This window comes from Actinomadura sp. KC06 (genome assembly GCF_004348735.1).
Classification (GTDB): domain Bacteria; phylum Actinomycetota; class Actinomycetes; order Streptosporangiales; family Streptosporangiaceae; genus Spirillospora.
Genome location: NZ_SMKT01000002.1, coordinates 1 through 19,710 on the forward strand (window position 1 = coordinate 1; position 19,710 = coordinate 19,710).

Consider the following 19,710-nt stretch of genomic DNA (forward strand, 5'->3'; position numbering starts at 1 on the left):
CCACATCCAGTTGGCCCGGGGTCAGCTTCAGGAAGCTGAACGGAGCCGCTTCCATCAATGCCCGGCCTAGATCAGCGAGGTCCAGGTCTTGCGGGAAGATGCGCACGGGCTGGCCGCACACCAGCGGCGCCCACAGGTTGGGCACCGGCAGGTCGAACGCCACCGACGAGAACAACGCCCCGCCACCAGAACCGTGCGAGGCCAGCTCATCGGCCGCCCACCGCACATGGTTGACCAGACCCCGGTGCGTGACCTGCACACCCTTGGGACGACCCGTCGATCCAGAGGTGAAGATGACGTAGGCCAAGTTGTCCTGGTCCACCGCTACATCCAGCGGTCCGTCGTCCAGACCGGACAGCGCCTCCCAGTCCACCGTGGAAACCGTCAGCTCAGCAGCGGCATCGGACAGCATCGACTCCACCCGGCCCGCCGGGTAGGTCGGGTCGAGCGGCACGTAGGCGGCGCCCGCCTTCCACACACCCAGCAACACCGCCACCAGATCCGGACCGCGATCCAGCTGCACACCGACCGCGGACTCCGGACCCACACCCAAACCCTGGAGGTGACGCGCGAACCGGTTCGCACGGGCGTCCAGCTCGGCATAGGTGAGCGAGCCCTCGTCCCACACCAAAGCGGCCGCGTCCGGTGTCTGTGACGCCTGCTGCTCGAACAACTCGCCCACCGACACCTGCGGCGCCGGCGCTGACGTGCGGTTCCAACCCGACACCAGCAGGTCGCGCTCGCCCTCGGGCAGGTAGGCGGCCTGCGCGTCGCCTTCGGGGTCGGCGGCCATCGACTCCAGGACGGCCCGGTACATCGAGGCCAGGCGGTCGGCGTTCTCGCGGGTGAGGCTGGGGGTGTTGCAGGACAGGATGAGGTAGCCGACCCGGGCGGAGACGGCGAAGGCGAACTCGGTCGGGCTCTCGTCGATGCTCGCGAGGTAGTCGATGAGCTCGGTGTCGACCTGGTGGAAGTCCTGGTAGCTGAAGCTGGTCTCGACGACCCGGTCGACGCCGGCGAGCCGCTGGATCTCCGGCATGGGGAAGCGGCGGTGCGGCCACAGCTCCACCTCGCGGGCGAACACCTGGCGCACCAGGTCCCGCCAGGTGCGGGCGCCGCGCTCGTGGGCGAACGGCAGCGTGTTGAGGTACATGCCGTACACGCGGTCGGCGCCGGTGACCTCCGGGCGCGCGTTGCAGACGAGGCCGGTGTAGAACGACTCCTCGCCCGTCAGCATGCTGAGGACCTTCAGGTGCGCCGACAGCAGGACACTCTTGAGGGACACCTCGGTCTTGCTCGCGAGAACGCGCAGGTCGTCCACGAGGTCGCGGAACATGACCGGGACGACATATCCCTGGCGGGGCGCGTCCGGGCCCTCGCCCCAGCCCTGCGGCCAGGCGAACTTGGCGTGGTCGCGGACGATCTCCGTCCAGTACGAGCGGTCCTCGTCCGAGCGGAGCGCCTCCTGTTCGGCGGCGATGAAGTCCGCGTACCGGACCGGCGGGGCGTCGAACGGCTCGGGCTCGGCGCCGTCCCGGATCCGCCGGTAGGCGTCGAGCAGCTCCATCAGCAGCGTGTGATGGCTCCAGCCCTCCAGGATCGGGTGGCACTCGGTGGTCGACAGCCACCAGACGTCGTCGTCGCAGGCGTAGGCGAACAGCCGCAGCAGCGGCGGGACGCCGAGGTCGAACAGTTCGGCGCGGTTCCGGACGGTGTAGTCGTGCAGGGCCCGCCGCTGCTCCTCCTCGTCCCGGCCGCGCAGGTCCGCCATGCCCAGCGACATCTCCGCGCCGGCGTGGACGAGCTGGAGCGGCTCGGAATAGGACTCCAGGTCGAAAGAGGTCCGCAGCACCTCGTGCCGCTCCACGACGAGCGCGACGGCGCGCCGGAAGGCGTCCATGTCGAACGGCGCGTCGTCGCGGATCCGGAAGGACGTCACGTTGTGGTACTTGTTCGTGCCGTCCCCGGACAGCATCTCGACGATCATGCCGAGCTGGACGCGCGACAGCGGGTAGGCGTCGACGACGCCGTCCGGGAGCGCGGCCCGGTCCGCGTCGGAGATCTGCTCGAACGGCGCGACCGCGGCCACCATCCCGGTGACGGCACCATCCTGCGACCCTTCCCCGGTGAGGTCGAGTGCCTCGCACAGCGCGGCGATGGTGCGGTGGTCGAAGATGTCGCGGACGGTGACGGCGAAGCCCGCCTCCTTCATCGCGCCGACGAGCGCGACGGCGCGGATGGAGTCGCCGCCGAGGTCGAAGAAGCCGTCGTGGACGCCGGCGCCGTCCACGCCGAGCACCTCGGCCCAGATCGCGGCGACCCGCTCCTCGGCGGGGGTGCGCGGGGCCACGAACTCGCGTCCCGACCCGAGCGCGGCGCGGTCCGGGGCGGGCAGCGCCGCCCGGTCCACCTTTCCGTTGGCGGTCAGCGGGATCGCGCCGATCGGCACGTAGGCGGCGGGGACCATGTAGTCGGGCAGGACCGCCGCGCAGTGCGCGTCGAGGTCGGCGCGGGACGGCAGGTCGCCGACGGCGGGCACGCAGTAGGCCACCAGCCGGGCGCCGCCGCCCTCGGCGCCGCTGTCGTCGGTGACGACGACGGCGTCGCGCAGGCCGGGGTGGCGGGCCAGCACCGAGCGGATCTCGCCGAGCTCGATCCGGTAGCCGCGGATCTTGACCTGGTCGTCCACCCGGCCGGCGAACTCCACGTCGCCGGCGGCCGTGGCGCGGCCAAGGTCGCCGGTGCGGTACAGCCGCGCTCCGGGCGGCCCGAACGGGTCGGGCACGTAGCGTTCGGCGGTCAGGTCCGGGCGGTTCACGTAGCCGCGGGTGACGCCGGCGCCGCCGATGTAGATCTCGCCGACGACCCCGGCGGGCACCGGCTGCATCAGCGCGTCCAGCACGTACATCGTCGTCGCCGGGATGGGACGGCCGATCGAGACCAGTTCCGCGCGGGCGCCGCCGGTGACCTCCAGCCCGGAGTTGCCGACCGTGATCTCGGTCGGGCCGTACTCGGCGGCTAGCCGGGTGCCGTCCGGGCCCGCCAGCTCGCGCCACCGGTCGGCGAGCCGGGCGGTGAACGCGTCGCCCGCCGCGATCGCCAGGCCCGCGAGACTCGCCAGCCGCTCCGCGTCCAGTTGCTCGGTGAGCAGCGCGAGGTGGCTGGGGGTGACCTTGATGAACGCGTAGGGCGCCCGCTCCGCCAGCAGCTCGCCCAGTTGAGTGATCTCGAACTCCTGCGGTAGCAGGTGCACGGGCTGCCCGGTCATGAGCGGGGTGTAGAGATCAGGGACGCCGAGGTCGAAGGCGATCGAGGAGAACAGCGGCGCCCCGCCGGACCCGGCGGACGCGTACGCGTCAACCGTCCAGTCGAGGTAGCCGGACAGGCCCCGGTGCGGGACGAGCACGCCTTTGGGACGTCCCGTCGAGCCGGAGGTGTAGATGACGTAGGCGAGGGTGTCGAGATCGGCCGCGGGCTCCACGGGGTCCTCGCCGGCCGCGCCGTCCAGGCCGCCGCGGTCGATCACGAGGCGGTCGCCGCTGTGGACGCCGTCCAGGAGGGGCTCGTGCCGCGCCTCGGTCACCACCAGCCGGGCGCCGGTGTCGCCGAGGATGTAGCCGAGCCGGTCGGCCGGGTAGGACGGGTCGAGCGGCACGTAGGCGCCGCCCGCCCGCCAGATGCCGAGCAGGCAGGCCACCATGTCGGGGCCGCGGTCCAGCAGGACCCCGACCAGGGTCTCGGCGCCGACGCCGAGGCTTCGCAGCCGCCGCGCGAACAGGTCGGCCCGCGCGTCCAGGTCCGCGAACGTCGTCTCGCCGTCCCGGGTCGTCACGGCGACCGCGTCCGGGGTCCGCGCCGCCCACTCGGCGATCACATGGTGGACGGGACGCGGCGTCGCGGCCGGCTCCGGGCCCGCGCCCGCGGCGAGCAGCCCGTCGCGCTCGGCGGCGGGCAGCAGGTCGACGGTCGAGGTCCGCGCGTCCGGGTCCGCGACGACGTTCTCCAGCAACCGGACCAGGTGCCCGGTGAGGCGACGCGCGGTCTCCGCGTCGAACAGCGCCGTCGCGTACTCCAGACGGCCGCTCATTGCGCCGTCCGGCCCGTCCTCGATCTGGAGCGTCAGGTCGAAGCGTGCGGTGCGGCCCGCCGCCTCGACCGCCGTGACCTCGATCCCCGGCAGGTCGAACAGCGCGGCCCGCGGCTCGACCAGGTCGAACACGACCTGGAACAGCGGCGTGCGGGACAGATCGCGGTCCGGCTGCAGCTCGTCGACCAGGCGGGCGAACGGGACGTCCTGGTGGTCGAAGGCGTCGAGCGTCGTCGTCCGGCCGCGGGCCAGCAGCTCGGCGAAGGTCGGGTCGCCGTCCCAGCGGGCCCGCAGCACCAGGCTGTTGATGCCGTAGCCGATCAGCCGCTGCAGCTCGGGCCGCTCCCGCCCGGAGACGGCCGTGCCGACGGCGACGTCCGTGGTCCCGGTGTAGCGGGCGAGCAGGACCTGGAAGCCGGTGAGCAGCACCACGAACGGGGTCACGCCGTGCCGCGCCGCCAGGTCGCGCACGCCGCCGGCGAGCCCGGCGGGGAAGTCGAAGGCGACCAGCGCGCCCGCGCGGTCGCGGACGGCCGAGCGCGGCCGGTCGGTCGGCAGTTCGAGCGGGTTCAGGCCCGCCAGCCGGTCCCGCCAGTACCCGAGGTGCCGCTCCAGGGTCTGCCCCGACATCCGGGCGCGCTCCCACGCGGCGAAGTCGGCGTACTGGACGGGCAGCGGTTCGAGCGACGGCTCGCGGTCCGCGGCGAACGCCCCGTACGCCGCGCTCAGCTCCGCGGCGAGCAGACCCGTCGACCAGGCGTCGCAGGCGATGTGGTGGAACGCCATGACCAGCAGGTGGTCGTCGGCGGCGAGGCGCACCAGCCGGGCCCTGGCCGGCCACTGGCGCTCCAGGTCGAACCCGGTGGCCGCCTCGCGCTCGGCCAGCGCGAACGCCTCGTCCCACCGCCCGTCCTCGGGGACGGAGGAGAGGTCGGTCAGCGGCACCTCCACGTCCGCGGCGGGGTCGATGACCTGCACCGGCTCGTCCCCCGCCATCGCGTAGCGGGTGCGCAGCACCTCATGGCGCCCGACGACCGTGTTCCAGGCCCGGGCGAACGCGGCGGCGTCCAGGGGGCCGCGCAGCCGCAGCACCATCGGGACGAGGTACTCCGTGCCGTCCGGGTCGAGCCGGTTGAGGAACCACATCTGCTGCTGCCCGAACGACAGCGGCAGCCGGCCCGAGCGGTCCGCCGGTTCGATCACCTGGCGGCGGCCGCGGCCGCCGCCGCCCTGCCCCAGGCCCGCGAGCCGCTTGCGCAGCAGCTCCGCCCGGAGCCGCGCGGGGTCCGACGTCACGATCTCGCCCGTGCTCATGACTCTCCCTCGGTGTCCGCCGCCAGCGCGGCGTCAGGCAGCGCGTCGATCTCCGCCCTGATCTGCTCCTCGATCGCCGCGGCCTGGCCGGCGACGGTCGGCCGCTCGAAGATCGTCCGGACCCGCAGCTCGATCTCGAAGGCCTCCTGCAGCTTGGAGATCAGCCGGATGGCCAGGATCGAGTTCCCGCCGATCTGGAAGAAGTTGTGGTCGACGCCGACCTGGGTGCCGCCCAGCAGGTCCGTCCACAGCTCCGCGACCCGCTCCTCGACCACGTTGCGCGGCTCGACGAGCTCGGGCCCGTCCGGTCCCGCCTCCGGGTCGGGGAGGGCGGATCGGTCGAGTTTGCCGTTGGCGTTGAGCGGGATCTCCTCCAGCCGGACCAGCACCGCCGGGACCATGTACTCCGGCAGCCGCTGCCCGCAGTACTCGGCCAGATCCGGGACATCCTGGTCGGCGGTGTAGTAGCCCACCAGCCGCTCGGCCTCAGCGATCACCGCAGCGTCCCGGATGTCCTCGTGCCCGGCCAGCACGGCCCGGATCTCGCCCGGCTCGACCCGGTACCCGCGGATCTTGACCTGATCGTCCACCCGCCCGACGAACTCCACGTTCCCGTCGGGTGCGCGGCGCACCAGGTCACCCGTGCGGTACAGCCGCGTCCCGGGGGTCCCGAACGGGTCGGGGACGAACCGGTCAGCGGTCAACTCCGGACGGCCCGCATACCCGCGCGCCACCCCCACACCACCGACATACAGCTCACCGACCACACCCACCGGGACCGGGCGCATCCCACCGTCCAGCACATACATCGTCATGTTCGGCAACGGCGACCCAATGGGAACCACATCCCAATCGGCATCGTCTGGCACCGGGAAAATGCAGGTGCCTACGGTCGCCTCGGTCGGGCCGTACTCGTTGACGATCGGGCCGGTGACCCCCAGCTCCCGCACCCGCTCCAGCGTCCGCCGCGTGAACGGCTCACCCGCCGCCATGATCAACCCGGCCAACCCGGCGGCGTCGCTCAACCGCTCGGTCGCCACATCCAGTTGGCCCGGGGTCAGCTTCAGGAAGCTGAACGGAGCCGCTTCCATCAATGCCCGGCCTAGATCAGCGAGGTCCAGGTCTTGCGGGAAGATGCGCACGGGCTGGCCGCACACCAGCGGCGCCCACAGGTTGGGCACCGGCAGGTCGAACGCCACCGACGAGAACAACGCCCCGCCACCAGAACCGTGCGAGGCCAGCTCATCGGCCGCCCACCGCACATGGTTCACCAGACCCCGGTGCGTGACCTGCACACCCTTGGGACGGCCCGTCGATCCAGAGGTGAAGATGACGTAGGCCAAGTTGTCCTGGTCCACCGCTACATCGAGTGGCCCATCGTCCAGGCCGGACAGGGACTCCCAGTCCACGGAGGACACGGTCACCTCCGCGCCTGCGTCGGCAAGCATCGACGCCGCACGCTCGGCCGGATAGGTCGGGTCGAGCGGCACGTAGGCGGCGCCCGCCTTCCACACACCCAGCAACACCGCCACCAAATCCGGACCGCGATCCAGCTGCACACCGACCGCAGACTCCGGACCCACACCCAAACCCTGGAGGTGACGCGCGAACCGGTTCGCACGGGCGTCCAGCTCGGCATAGGTGAGCGAGCCCTCGCCCCACACCAACGCCGCCGCGTCCGGTGTCTGTGACGCCTGCTGCTCGAACAACTCGCCCACCGACACCTGCGGCACCGACGCTGACGTCTGGTTCCAACCCGACACCAGCAGCTCGCGCTCGTCGGTGGCGAGGAAGTTCACGGCGTCGACCAGGACGTCGGGGTCGGTGGCGAGCGCGTCCAGCAGGCGTACGAAATGGCGGCCCAGGCGCTCGACCGTGGCGGCGTCGAACAGGGCGGTGGCGTACTCGAAGGCGCCCACCAGGGAGCCGTCGGGGCGGCGGCGCATGAAGAGAGTGAGGTCGGTCTTGGCGACGTGCCAGCTCTCCTGGTAGGTGTCCAGGTCGGTCAGGTCGGCGCCGCCGCTGGTGAGCCGCTCGTCGTGCAGGTCGAAGGCGACCTGGTAGAGCGGCGTGCGGGACAGGTCGCGCTCGGGCTGCAGCTCGTCCACCAGGTGCTCGAAAGGAAGCTCCTGGTGGGCGAAGGCCGCCAGGCACATGGCGCGGGTGCGGGTCAGGACCTCGCGGAAGGACGGGCCGCCCGCGAGGTCGCAGCGCAGGACGAGGGAGTTCAGGAAGAATCCCGCAGTCTCCTGCACCTCGGGCTGGCTCCGCCCGGCGACCGGGGTGCCGATCGCGACGTCCCGCTGGCCCGCGTAACGGCCCATCAGGACGGAGAAGGCCGACAGCAGCGTCATGAACGGGGTGGTCCCGGCGGACCGGCCGAGCGCGTCGAGGGCGCCGGCGAGCGGGGCCGGGACGGTGAAGGGCATGACGGCGCCGTGCGCGTCGCGTTCGGCGGGGCGCGGGCGGTCGGTGGGGAGCCGCAGCGCCGGGAGGTCGGCGAGCGCCCTCCGCCAGAACGCCAGCGCGCGTTCGAGCCGTTCGGGCGACAGCCAGTCGCGCTGCCAGGCGGCGAAGTCGGCGTACTGGACGGACGGCCGCGCCCGCTCAGGCGTGCCGCCGGCCGCGCGGGCGGCGCACAGTTCCCGGACGTCGCGTTCCAGCAGCGCCGCCGTCCAGCCGTCGCAGGCGATGTGGTGGATCGTCAGGAGCAGCAGCGGCGGTTCGCCGTCCGGGCGCGCCAGGACCGCGCGCCAGACGGGGCCCGTCTCAAGGTCGATGCCCCGGTCGAACTCGGTCCGGAAGATCTTGGCGAGACCTGCCCGGTCGGTGTCGAGGACGGCCAGGTCGGGTTCGGTCTCCGCGTCGACGATCTGCCGCGGCTCGCCCGCTTCCTCGGTGTAGCGGGTCCGGAGGATCTCGTGCCGGTCGGCGAGGTCCGCCAGCGCGCGGCGGACGACGTCGGGGTCGGTGCCGGGGTCGAGCCGGATGAAGACCGGCGCGAGCCATTCCGGGCTGCCGGGCCGCATCCGGTCCAGGAACCACAGCCTGCGCTGCCCGAACGAGACGGGCAGCGTGCCCCCGGCGGGACGCGGCACGGCCTGGACGGGCGGCGGCTCGTCCCCGGCCCCGGACAGCAGGCGTGCCTGCTCGGCGACGGTCGGGGCGCCGAACAGGCCGCGCAGCCGGTCCCGGCCGCCGAGCGCGGTCCGCAGCCGTCCGGCGAGCCGGGTGAGGATCAGCGAGGTGCCGCCGAGCTGGAAGAAGTCGTCGTGCACGCCGACCCGGTCGACCTTGAGCACCTCCGACCAGGTCTGCGCGATGAGCTCCTCGGCGGGGTCGCGGGGGGCGACGTAGGGCGGACGGCCGGGGTTCTCGGTCAGGTCGGGGGCGCGCAGCGCGGCGCGGTCCACCTTGCCGTTCGCGGTCAGCGGGAGGGCGTCCAGGCGGACGAACACGGAGGGGACGAACTGCTCGGGCAGGCGGTCGCGCAGATGTCCGCGCAGCATGTCCGTGGAGATGCCGTCCGCGCCGACCACGTAGCCGACGAGGCGGTCGGTCCCGTCGGGGGCGGTGGCCGCGGCGACCACGGCGCCCCGCACCGCCGGGTGGGCGAGCAGCGCGGACTCGACCTCGCCGGGCTCGATCCGGACGCCGTTGACCTTGACCTGGTGGTCGAGGCGGCCGAGGTACTCCAGCGTCTCGTCGGGCCGCCACCGGACCCGGTCGCCGGTCCGGTAGAGGCGGGATCCTGGCGGCCCGTACGGGTCGGGCACGAAGCGTCCGGCGGTCAGGTCGGCCCTGCCCAGATAGCCGCGGGCGAGGCCGGGGCCGCCCGCGAACAGCTCGCCGGGCAGGCCCGGCGGGACGGGCGAGCCGTGCGGGTCCAGCACCAGGACGCGGGTGCCGTCGATCGGCCGGCCGATGGGCACGGGCCCGGACGGCTGCGCGGGATCGAAGCGGTGCGCGGTCACGTCGATCGAGCATTCGGTCGGGCCGTAGGTGTTCCAGATCTCCACGCCGGGGACGAGCCCGCGGAACTCCTGGCACAGCTCGGCGTACAGGGGTTCCCCGGCGGAGAACAGCAGCCGCAGCGACCCGCACTCGTCCCAGCCGGGCTCGCGGACGAGCATCCGCAGCACGGACGGGACGACCTGCAGCACGGTGACGCCGTCCCGCGCGATCGCGCCGACCATGGCCGCGGGGTCGCGCTCGGCGCCCACCGGGGCCATGACGACGGTCCCGCCGCTCACCAGCGGAGCGAAGAACTCCCAGCACGCGGCGTCGAAGCTCAGCGACGTCTTCTGCAGGACCCGGTCCCGCTCGCCGAGGCCGTGGGTGCGGACCGTCCACGCCACCCGGTTCGCGATCCCCTCGTGGTTGATCACGACGCCCTTGGGGACGCCGGTCGAGCCGGAGGTGAACACGACGTAGGCGGCGTCCGCGGGCCCCGGGCCGCCGTCCGGCGGGGTCGCGGGCAGTTCGGCGAGCATCGGGTCGGCGTCGGCGTGCACCGCCTCGGTGCCTGTTCCGGCCAGCTCGGCGGCGAGCGCCCGCTGCGTCACGACGAGCGGGCCGCCGGTCTCGGCCAGCATCCAGCGCAGCCGTTCGGCGGGGTGCGCGGGGTCGAGCGGGACGTAGGCGGCGCCCGCCCGCCAGACGCCGAGCAGCGCGACGGCCAGGTCGAGGCCGCGGTGCATGCGGACGCCGACCAGGGACCCCGGCCCGGCGCCGCGGGCCCGCAGCAGATGAGCGAGCCGGTTGGCGCGGCGGTCGAGCTCGGCGTAGCCGAGGCGGTCGCGGCCGGCGGTGACGGCGACCGCCTCCGGCGACCGCTCGGCCCGCCGGGCGACCTTGCCGGGAAGCAGGCGCTCGGTGTCGGAAAGCAGGCGCTCGGTCATGGGTCAGCCCGCGCTCTGCCCGGCCATGCGGCGGCGGAGGCTCAGCGGACGCAGGTCCGTCCAGATCTCGGCGATGTGCGCCAGGCACTCCTCGCGGGCGCCCTCCGTGCCCTCGGCGTGCCAGCCCTCGGGCAGCGGCCGGTCAGCCCACCACACCGAGTACTGCTCCTCGTCGTTGCGCACCACGCGGTAGCGCACGTCGTCGTTCTGCTGCTGGTCAGCCACCTGAACTCGTCCTTCCTTGCGATCAGCCTTGATGGGTGGCGGTCCGCGGTCGCGGCGGCCCGTCCAAGGGGTCCTTCCAGAGGTGGAACACCTCGCCGAAGCGGGCGCGCACCCAGTCGTCCGAGTAGACGGTGCCGAGGTAGCGGTCGCCGCCGTCGGGGAAGACCAGGACGCAGTTGGCGCCCGGCTCCAGCTCGGGGGCGAGCCTGGTCAGGGCGGCGACGGTCGCGCCGGACGAGCCGCCGGCCAGGATCGCCTCCCGGCCGATGAGCCGCCGGCACGCCGCCACGCACTCCAGGTCCGTCACGTGCACGACCCGGTCGGCGAGCTCGGGCGCGGCGAGGGCGGGGAGGATCGAGGCGCCGTGGCCCGGGATGAGCCGGGGCGCGGGCGCGCCGCCGAACAGGACGCTGCCGACGGCGTCCACGCCGACGACGGTGGTGTCCATCCCGTTCGCCCGGAGGTAGGCGGCGCAGCCGCGCAGCGTCCCGAAGGTGCTGGTGGCGCAGAACAGGTAGTCGACCCGCCCGTCCAGCGCGGCGGCGATCTCGCCCATGGTGCGCTCGTGCGCCCGCGGGTTCAGCGGGTTGGAGTACTGGTCGGGCCAGAACGCGTGCGGCGTGTTCTCGACGATCTCGCGGACCCGCCGCACGCGGACGGGAAGGTACTCGCCGGACTCCGGGTCGGGCTCGGAGACCACCTCGACGTCGACCTGGTAGGCCCGCAGGATCGCCAGGTTCTGCTCGGTCGTCTTCGCGTCCACCACGCAGATGAAACGCAGCCCGAAATAGCGGCAGATCTGCGCGATGCCGATGGCCAGATTGCCCGAGCTGGACTCCACGACCACCGAGCGGCCCGGCACCAGCTCGCCGGAGCGGAGCCCGCCCAGCAGCAGGCTGAGCGCGGACCGGTCCTTGATGCTGCCGCCCGGGTTGAACCGCTCGAGCTTGGCGAAGACCCGTCCGGGAAAGTCGGGCAGCAGCTTCGCCAGCTCGACGAGCGGCGTGTCGCCGATCGTCGAGAGCACTCCCGCGGCCGTCACCTCGTCCACGAATTCCCTTCCCCCGATAATTCCGTTGGCTCGAACACGCGATTCTCCCGCCACGTTTTCCCCATAATGTGAAATGCCGCTATACCGCAGCTATATATGGCTCAGGCCAGCACATTGCCGTTCTCGGCGCGCAGGGCGCGGGAGCGCCGGTGGTCCAGGTGGACGAACGTGCGGTACAGCCACCGGTCGTTGCCGTCGTAGCGGGGCGTGAACGCGGTGCGCCCGTGGATCGCCAGCCGGTTGTCGAGCAGGGCCATCTCCCCCGTCCGCAGCACGAGCGTCCGGGTGACCTCGGTGAACGCGTCCTGCAGCGCCCTGATCGCCGCCCGCGCGCCGTCGTCGCGGGGGTGGGTGCTGAGGAAGTCGACCCGCACGTCGGGGTCGTCCCAGGCGCCGGTCAGCACCGCGTGCGGGACGGCCGCCCCGGCCATGTCGCCGAAGGAGGGCGGCGGCTCGGTCACGAACCGCTCCTCCGACAGCACCTTCCGGTCGTCGTCGGTCAGCAGCGCCGCCGCGCGGCGGATGGAGCCGACCCGCAGGCCGGCCTTGTCCTCGTGGTCGTTGCGCAGGCAGAACAGCGCGACGAAGTCGGGCCGGTGCGGGTGGAAGGCGTTCTCGATGTGCATCTCCAGCACCTCGGCGCCCGCGTTGCTCTGCGACGTCTCCCTGCCCGGCACCGGCACCACGTTCTGCACCAGCGCGCCGGACTTCTCGTTCCGGAACGCGATGATCTCCCCGAGCTGCAGGGTGAGGAGCGCCTGCACGGCGGCGGCCACGGTCGCGGTCCGCTCCACCGAGCCGGGGACGCTGGGGGTGGGCGGCAGCGACGCCGCGTCCACCGGGAGCCCCGAGATCAGCAGCAGCCCGTCGGTGCCCGGATCGGTGCGGAACGCGCGCAGCCGCTCCCGCAGCCGGCGCGGCGCCGCGCAGGACAGCGCCCTTGCCGCGTCCACCCATGCGCGCTCGTCCACGCGCCGCGGCTCGGTCCGCGTCAGCCTGTCCGCGAGCGCCCGCAGGTCGTCCCGCTCGGCCTGGGTGAGCGCCAGCCTGTCGATGTCCGTCGATGTCATGCCTGGTCCCCGTCCTCTTCCGTGGTCTTCGCGGCCGGTGGCCGCCCCCCTGGCGGATGTCGTCTCACGGTCCGGCGGCACCCTGCCCGAGCCGGAGCAGCCCGCGCAGCTCGTCGTCGGTCATCAGGGAGACGGCGCCGACGCGGGCGCCGGGGTCGTCCACCGCGGCCCGCGCCAGCAGCAGGAAATGGTCGCCGAGCCGCTCGATCGTTTCGCGCTCGAACAGGTCGGTGTTGTAGCGGAGCACGGCGGTGAGCGAGTTGCTGCTCCGCCGGAGCTCGACGCTCAGGTCGAGCTGGCCCTCCATGTGCGCGACGTCCACGATCGACAGGCGCAGCCCGCCGTAGTCCAGCTCCGCGGCGGCGTCGTCGGCGAGCAGGTCCAGCAGCGGCTCCAGCCGGCTGGTGGCCACCATCGTGGCGGCGATCTGGAAGACCGGCGGGCGGTCCTGCGCCCGCGGCAGGCCCAGCACGCCGGGCACGAGCGCGAAGGGGTAGCGCGCGACCCCGACGGCGTCGCGCATCTGCCGCCGCGCCGACTCCACCGCCTGGGCGAACGTGGTGTCGGGCGTGAACGAGGCGCGCAGCGCGACGGTGTTGACCAGGTATCCGACGACGTCCCGCATGGCGCCGCCGAACCGGGTGGCGACCGGGCAGCCGATCAGGAACTCCGGCTGCCCCCCGTACCGGTGCAGCAGCGCCTGGAAGACGCCGAGGAGCTGGACGAACGGCGTGACGCCCGCGCGCTCGGCGCGCTCGCGCAGCCGCCGGTCGAGGTCGGCGGGGAAGGCCACCCGGTGGGTCGCGCCGCCGAAGGTCTGCCGCACCGGACGCGGCCGGTCGGCGGGCAGCTCGGCGGCCGGGGCCCCGGCGCAGAGCCGCGACCAGCGCTCCTCCAATTCCGCCCGCTGCGGGGAGGCGAGCATCCGCCGCTCGGCCGCCACATGGTCGTCGAACGTCGCCTTCAGCGGCCGCCAGGCCGGGCGCCCGGTTTCGGCAAGCCCCAGGTAGGCGTCCAGGAGGTCGCGCATGATCAGCCATTGGGAGGTGCGGTCGGACACGATGTGGTGCGTGACGACGACCAGCACCGCGTCGTCCGGGGCGCGGCGCAGCAGGACCACCCGCAGCGGCGCCTCCTCGGTCAGCCGGAACGGTGCGGAGCCGGCCTCGGCGACCAAGTCGTGCAGCTCCGCGTCGCCGGCGCCGGGGACCTCCCGGACGTCCAGGCCGACCAGGTCCACCTGTCCGGCCAGGCGGACCGGGCCCGCCCGCTCCTCGGCGAACGTCGAGCGCAGCACCTCGTGGCGTCCCGCTAGCTCGGCCACGGCCCGGCGCAGGATCGGCACGTCCAGCGGCGCCGACGCGGGGGTCCGGACCCGGAAGGCCAGCGTGATGTTGTAGGCGGCGCTGTCGGGGGCCCACCGGTGGACGAACCACATGGCCTCCTGGCCGGCCGAGAGGCCGCGCTGGTTCCCCTCCATCAGCGCCGCCCCAGCTCCCCGATCAGGAAGGCCGTGATGGCGTTCACCGTGGGGTGGTCCCAGCCCAGCGTGGGCTCGACCTCGAAGCCGAACTCGTCCTCGATGTCGCCGCACAGGTTCAGCGCGTAGACCGAGTCCAGGCCCAGCTCCACGATCTGGACGTCGGGATCGACCGCGTCCGGGGCGCGTTCGGTGTAGAAGGCGACCCGCTCGATCAGCCAATCGCGGATGGTCTGCTCCGACGGGACGGTGCTCGCGTCCGGCATATGTCGCTGCTCCTCTGGCCGGGGATGGGATCTGGTCAGCCGGCGAGACGCCGGGCGTACAGGTCGAAGGTCAGGTGGTCGTCCGCCCGGCCGAACAGCTCGGCGGCCAGGCGTGCCTCGGTGCCCTCGGGGAGCCGGGCGCGGCGGCCGAGGCGGGCCTCCAGCCGGGCGAGCGCGCCGGTGATCCAGTCGGGCCCCGCCAGGAAGCCGGTGGCGTGCCGCCGCACGCCGACGCACGCGGCGGCCCCGAGCAGGACGATGTAGCGCTCGCAGAGGTCGAAGGCGGCGCGGCCCGCGAGCGCGGTCCGGTCCCGCGCCGGGAGGTCGAGGCAGGCCCGCCGCAGCCGGTCCAGCTCGGCGACGAGGCGGGCGCCGGGTTCGGCGACGCGCGGATCGGCGTCGCCGGCCGCCACCGCGAGCATCGCCGACAGCCCGTCGGCGCCCCGCGCGTTGATCGCGAGCCCGCCGAAGTCCAGCGGCGGCAGCTCGGCGCGGGTGTCGAACAGCGCGTCCGGCGGCGGGTCGGCGCGCAGCCAGCTCCGGGCCGCCAGCCGGGGCAGCTGCGGGATGATCGTCGCCTGGCAGACCGCCGCGTTGGCGTGCGCGAACGTCACCAGCGGCAGGTCCCGCATGGTCTTCTCGAAGATCGCGTACGGGCCGTCGCGCAGGTAGGAGCGCGCGCCGACCAGCACCGACAGGGCGTAGGACGCCTCTCGCAGGATCTTGGGCACCAGGAACTTCACCGCCGCGGTCAGCACGCTGGTCTCCGCCGGGCGCAGGTGCAGCGCGCGGGCCCCCACGGTCGCCAGGGCGTCGCAGATCAGCAGGTCGACGAAGGCGCCCACCAGCGTGGCGCGGGCGTTCGGCAGGTCGGCGACCGTCCCGCCGTACAGGACGCGGTGCCGGGCGAAGTCCGTGGCCGTCCGCAGCTGGGTGTCCAGCGCACCGATGACCACCCCCGGCAGCACGGCGCGGGTGACCTGGAACGCCTTGAGAACGGTCTCCATGGCCCCGCCGCGCTCGCCGAGCAGGCTGTCGCCCGGCACGGGGCAGTCCGTGAACTCGACGCCGCCGAGCAGGCAGCCGCGCACGCCCACGGTCGGGAAGCGCGGCAGGTAGGTCCGGCGGTCCGCGGGCAGCGCGGTCATGTCGACCAGCAGGTGCGAGTGGCTCCGGCTGCCGGGCCCGTCGTCGGTGCGGGCGAACAGCACGACCGCGTCGGCGCGGCCCACGTTGTTGACGAGCTCCTTGCGCCCGTCCACCGTGAACCCGCGGGCGGACGGCAGTGCGGTCAGCTCGTTGCGGGTGAAGTCGTTGCCGTGCGGGAGCTCGGTGTAGGCCGCGGCCGCCCGGCGGTTGCGCAGCAGCAGCCGGGCGAGCCACGCCTGCTGCTCCGGGTTCCCCGAGGCCCAGACGGGTGCGGCCGCGACGAAGTTGGTGATGCCGTAGCCCAGCCCGAGCGTGACGTCGCGGCGGAACACGGCGCGGACGGTCTCGGCCAACCGGTCCGCCCGCTCGAACCGGCCGCCGAGCGGGCGCGGCACGAACTCGGCGTTCAGGCCGTAGGCGTCGAGCGCGTCCTCCCCTGCGGCGAGGATCTCGCCGCGCTCGTCGGCGGCCAGGACGGCGGCGTGGCCCAGCGGGTTCGCCGGGTCCAGCGGATCGCCGAGGAGGGCCTCCAGCTCGCCCGGACCGGCGGAGCCGGTCTCGGGGGCGGGGGTCGCGGTGGCATGCGTCATGGCCGCTCCTCGGGCAGTCGGCAGAGCAGCGGGGAGAACAGGTGTCCCGCGCGGTACTGGGCCACCAGCTCGGGCAGCAGCCGGTCGAAGACCGTGCCGCCGTCGTAGTCGTCGTCGTCGGACGGGCTGGGCCGCAGCCTGGCGAGCAGGCGGGTCAGGCAGGCTTCCAGCCAGAGCGCGTCGTCCCAGAGCCCGGCCGTCCGCTTCTCGGCGCCCGCCCACTCACGGTTGTGGAGCCAGAAGTGGAGGCAGGCCGCGCCGGTGACGCACAGGGCGTACTCGCGGGCGAGGTCGAAGGCCGCTCCGGGGACGTTCCGCGCGGAGGGCCGATGAGCGGCCATCCGCTCGTGGACGCCGGCGGCGATCTCGCAGAGCCGCCGCGCCAGATCGGCCACGGCCGGGGGCATACCGCCGGGCGGCGCGGCCACCGTGGCGGGCAGTCCCTGGAGGAGCGAGCATCCGGCGCGGGCGACCAGTTCGAGCCGCTCCGGATCGAAGTCCGGCGGCGGCTCCGCCGCGCCCGCCGCGGCGGCCACGCCGGGCTCGTCCGCGCGGCCCCGGGCGAACCCGCGCGCCAGCACCGGGAACTGGTTGATCACGACGTTCAGGTTGACCAGCGTGTTCCCGTCGAAGATGCCGACGATGCGATGGTCGCGCTCGACCTTCTGGAACATGCCGTTGCCGTCGTCGGTCGCGAGGAAGGCCCGCGCGCCCATCGTCTGCCCCAGGTTCGCGATCAGCGCGTCGACGCTCGTCGGCACGTGGTACTTGACCACCGCCGAGAGCACGCTCAGCTCGCCGGGCAGCGCGTGGATCGCGCGCGTCGCCACCAGGCTCAGCACCTCGGCGGTCAGCAGGTCGGTGTAGGCCTCGGCGAGGGTGCGCGCCGCGTGCGGGAGGTCGGCGAGGCGGCGGCCGTACAGCTCGTGGCCGAGCGCGAAGCCGGTGCACAGCCGCAGCGCACGGTCGGCGGCGCCGAGCGACAGCGCGGCGACCAGGGTCCGGGTGAGCTGGAGCCCCTTCAGGACGGTCTCGACACCGCTGCCGGGCTCGCCGAGCATGTCCCCGGCGTCCACCACCGCGCCGTCGAAGCCGATGCCGCTGATGTCGGCGCCGCGCACCCCGTGCGTCCGGACCTTCGGCAGGCACCGGTAGCCGCCGGGGCCGAGCCGGCGCTTGTCCATCAGCAGCAGGCTGAACCCGCGCGGCCCGCCGCCGGGGTCGGTGCGGGCGAGCAGGCACACGACGTCGGACCGGGTGGCGTTGTTGATCAGCCATTTCTCCCCGGCGACCCGGTAGCCGCCCGCCACCGGCGCCGCGGTGACCTCTCCCGCGAGCAGGTCGCTGCCGTGCGCCGCCTCGGTCAGCCCCCAGGAGACGACGCTGCCGCCGAGCACCTCGGCGGCGACCCGCCGGGCCTGGTCCGGCTCTGCGCCGACCCAGGCCGAGACGCCGCCGAGGAACGTCTTGCCGTGGCCGATCGCGACGGTCAGGTCGCGGCGCGCCATCAGCCGGACGGCCTGCAGCGTGTCCTCGAACGTCCGGACGGCGCCGCCGTAGCGGGCGGGCACGTAGTAGGCGGCGACGCCCGCCTCGTCCAGCTCCCGGCAGATGGCGGCGGGGAACTCCTCGCGCCGGTCCAGCTCGGCGCAGCGGGCGAGGGAGAAGGCGCGGGACGCGTCGCCCGGGTCGCCGAAGCGCTCCTCCAGGCGCTCGGTCAGCGCGTACGGCTGGTACCTCATGCCGGGTTCCGCACGGGCTCGGCCGCTCGCCGCACGGCTGGGCGGTACCGGTCGCGGACCGCGGCGTCCAGGTCCTCGTGGACGGTGCGCAGCGCCCCCTCGGCGAAACGCTCCCGGACGCGGAGCCGCTGAATCTTGCCGCTGGTCGTCCGGCTCACCTGGCCCACGCGGACGAGGACGAAGCCCCCGACGGCGACGCCCAGCCGGGTGGAGAGCGCGGTCCTGGCCCGGCGCGCCAGCGCGGACGGCTCCGCGGCGTCCAGCCCGCGGACCCGGACCTCCTGCACGACGACGATCTCCTCGCGCGGCGCGGGCACCGCGAACGCGCAGCTCGCCAGCCCGGCGAACGCCTCGTCGAGGCCCTCGGCCTCCCGCTCGATGTCGTGCGGGTACAGGTTGCGGCCGTGCACGATGAGCATCTCCTTGAGGCGGCCGGTGATGTAAAGCTCCGTGCCCTGCCGGACGCCGAGGTCGCCGGTGCGCAGGAAGCCGCCCTCGCCGCCGGACGTGACCGCGCCGAACGCGCGCGCGGTCTCCTCGGGCCGCATCCAGTAGCCCTGGGCCACGCTCCCGCCGCGGATCCAGACCTCGCCGACCCGTCCGTCGGGCAGCGTCCGCGCCGTCGCGGGATCGACGATCCGGACGTCCAGGTCCCGGACGTGACCGCTGCTCACCAGGCTGGCCGAGCCGCCATCGGCGGGGACGAACGCGTCCCGCCGGAGCGCTTCGGCGTCGACCCGGGTGACGACCGGGGCGGACGCGGCGGGCGCCCCGGAGACGTAGAGGGTCGCCTCGGCCAGCCCGTAGCCGGGCAGGAACGCCTCGGGCGCGAAGCCCGCGATGGCGAACCGCTCGCCGAACCGCCGCAGCGTCTCCGCCCTGACGGGCTCGGCCCCGTTGCATGCCTGGCGCCAGCGCGACAGGTCCAGCTCAGCCGCCTGCTCCGCCGTGACGCGCCGCGCGCAGAGGTCGTAGGCGAAATCGGGCGCGCAGCTGACCTGGGCGCCGGTCTCGTCCATCAGCTGGAGCCAGGTCCGCGGGCGCTTGAGGAAGTCGGTCGCGGGCATGATCGCCGCCGTGCCGCCGAGGTAGAGCGGCATCAGCAGCATGGCGATGAGCCCCATGTCGTGGTGGAGGGGCAGCCAGCTGCAGAAGCGCGTGTCCCGGTCCCAGCCGTGGCTGCGCCGCATCAGGTCCAGGTTGTGGACGAGGTTGGCGTGCGAGACCATCACGCCCTTGGGATCGCTGGTCGAGCCGGACGTGTACTGGAGGAACGCCAGGTCGTCCGGGACGCGGGGCGGGGCGTCCCAGCCGTCCGGGTCCGCCTCCCGCGCGGTCTCGATCGCGACCGCGCCGAGCCGGGCGAGCCCCTGGCCGTCGAGCCGGGCGCGGACGTCCGGCAGCGCCGCCGCCGCGGTGAGGACCAGTGCCGGACGGGCGTCGGCCGCGACGCTCACGGTCCGGTCGACCTGGTGGCTGGTCCGCGCGGGCACGGGAACCGGCACCGGGACGAGTCCCGCGTACTGGCAGCCGAGGAACGCCTCGGCGAAGCCCGGACCGGGCGGGAACGGCAGCAGCACCCGGTCCCCCGGAACGCACCGCTCCCGGAGCGCGACGGCGGTCGCCCGCGCCGAGCGGTCGAGCGCGCCGTAGGTGAGGACCTCCTCCGTCCGGCGCTCGCCGGCGCCGCTGAAGAAGCGGACGGCGGCGGCGCCCGGGGCCCGGCCGGCATGGCGCGAGACCACGGTCATCAGATCAGCGAGATCAGGCACGCGCGACCCCGGCCTCCCAACGGTCTCTGGCTCGTCTGGACGAGCGTTTCGATGATCGGATCG

General features: G+C 73.9%; 10 protein-coding genes. All 10 read right to left on the reverse strand.

From position 1 onward, the window contains the following. The coding region (locus E1287_RS00965; protein WP_131962550.1) for a non-ribosomal peptide synthetase at nucleotides 1-5,401 on the reverse strand (5,401 nt) is incomplete at its 3' end. Next, the gene (locus E1287_RS00970; RefSeq protein ID WP_131962552.1) at nucleotides 5,398-10,302 is read right to left on the reverse strand and encodes a non-ribosomal peptide synthetase; all 4,905 of its coding nucleotides are present in this window, start codon (nucleotides 10,300-10,302) and stop codon (nucleotides 5,398-5,400) included. The genes E1287_RS00970 and E1287_RS00965, both read right to left, overlap by 4 nt. A gap of 3 nt (nucleotides 10,303-10,305) precedes the next feature. Then, nucleotides 10,306-10,527 carry an MbtH family protein gene (locus tag E1287_RS00975; RefSeq protein ID WP_207933951.1) on the reverse strand — a complete coding sequence of 74 codons (222 nt, stop codon included), beginning with the start codon at nucleotides 10,525-10,527 and terminating at the stop codon, nucleotides 10,306-10,308. A gap of 22 nt (nucleotides 10,528-10,549) precedes the next feature. Next, complete coding sequence (sbnA, locus tag E1287_RS00980) at nucleotides 10,550-11,578, reverse strand: 2,3-diaminopropionate biosynthesis protein SbnA (protein ID WP_131962556.1); 1,029 nt, start codon at nucleotides 11,576-11,578, stop codon at nucleotides 10,550-10,552. 101 nt (nucleotides 11,579-11,679) lie between these two features. After that, nucleotides 11,680-12,648 carry a TauD/TfdA family dioxygenase gene (locus tag E1287_RS00985; protein ID WP_131962558.1) on the reverse strand — a complete coding sequence of 323 codons (969 nt, stop codon included), beginning with the start codon at nucleotides 12,646-12,648 and terminating at the stop codon, nucleotides 11,680-11,682. Between the two features lie 64 nt (nucleotides 12,649-12,712). Then, nucleotides 12,713-14,128: a condensation domain-containing protein gene (locus E1287_RS00990; protein ID WP_131962560.1), complete on the reverse strand. Its 1,416-nt coding sequence runs from the start codon at nucleotides 14,126-14,128 to the stop codon at nucleotides 12,713-12,715. Then, nucleotides 14,128-14,394, reverse strand: coding sequence for an acyl carrier protein (locus E1287_RS00995; RefSeq protein WP_131962562.1), 267 nt, complete (start codon nucleotides 14,392-14,394; stop codon nucleotides 14,128-14,130). The genes E1287_RS00990 and E1287_RS00995 overlap by 1 nt, the downstream gene beginning before the upstream one ends. A 35-nt stretch (nucleotides 14,395-14,429) precedes the next feature. Next, nucleotides 14,430-16,133, reverse strand: coding sequence for an acyl-CoA dehydrogenase (locus E1287_RS01000; RefSeq protein ID WP_131962564.1), 1,704 nt, complete (start codon nucleotides 16,131-16,133; stop codon nucleotides 14,430-14,432). Further along, the gene (locus E1287_RS01005; protein ID WP_131962566.1) at nucleotides 16,130-17,875 is read right to left on the reverse strand and encodes an acyl-CoA dehydrogenase family protein; all 1,746 of its coding nucleotides are present in this window, start codon (nucleotides 17,873-17,875) and stop codon (nucleotides 16,130-16,132) included. The genes E1287_RS01000 and E1287_RS01005 overlap by 4 nt, the downstream gene beginning before the upstream one ends. Beyond that, nucleotides 17,872-19,626 (reverse strand): fatty acyl-AMP ligase, encoded by a 1,755-nt coding sequence (locus E1287_RS01010; RefSeq protein WP_131962568.1) that lies wholly within the window; start codon nucleotides 19,624-19,626, stop codon nucleotides 17,872-17,874. Before E1287_RS01010 ends, E1287_RS01005 begins: the two co-directional genes overlap by 4 nt. Between the last annotated feature and the right edge of the window lie 84 nt (nucleotides 19,627-19,710).

Coding starts and splice junctions, on each gene's coding strand:
- E1287_RS00970 (WP_131962552.1), bottom strand. CDS start 10,302: ATGACCGAGCGCCTGCTTTCCGACACCGAGCGCCTGCTTCCCGGCAAG.
- E1287_RS00985 (WP_131962558.1), bottom strand. CDS start 12,648: ATGACATCGACGGACATCGACAGGCTGGCGCTCACCCAGGCCGAGCGG.
- E1287_RS00990 (WP_131962560.1), bottom strand. CDS start 14,128: ATGGAGGGGAACCAGCGCGGCCTCTCGGCCGGCCAGGAGGCCATGTGG.
- E1287_RS00995 (WP_131962562.1), bottom strand. CDS start 14,394: ATGCCGGACGCGAGCACCGTCCCGTCGGAGCAGACCATCCGCGATTGG.
- E1287_RS01000 (WP_131962564.1), bottom strand. CDS start 16,133: ATGACGCATGCCACCGCGACCCCCGCCCCCGAGACCGGCTCCGCCGGT.
- E1287_RS01005 (WP_131962566.1), bottom strand. CDS start 17,875: ATGAGGTACCAGCCGTACGCGCTGACCGAGCGCCTGGAGGAGCGCTTC.
- E1287_RS01010 (WP_131962568.1), bottom strand. CDS start 19,626: ATGACCGTGGTCTCGCGCCATGCCGGCCGGGCCCCGGGCGCCGCCGCC.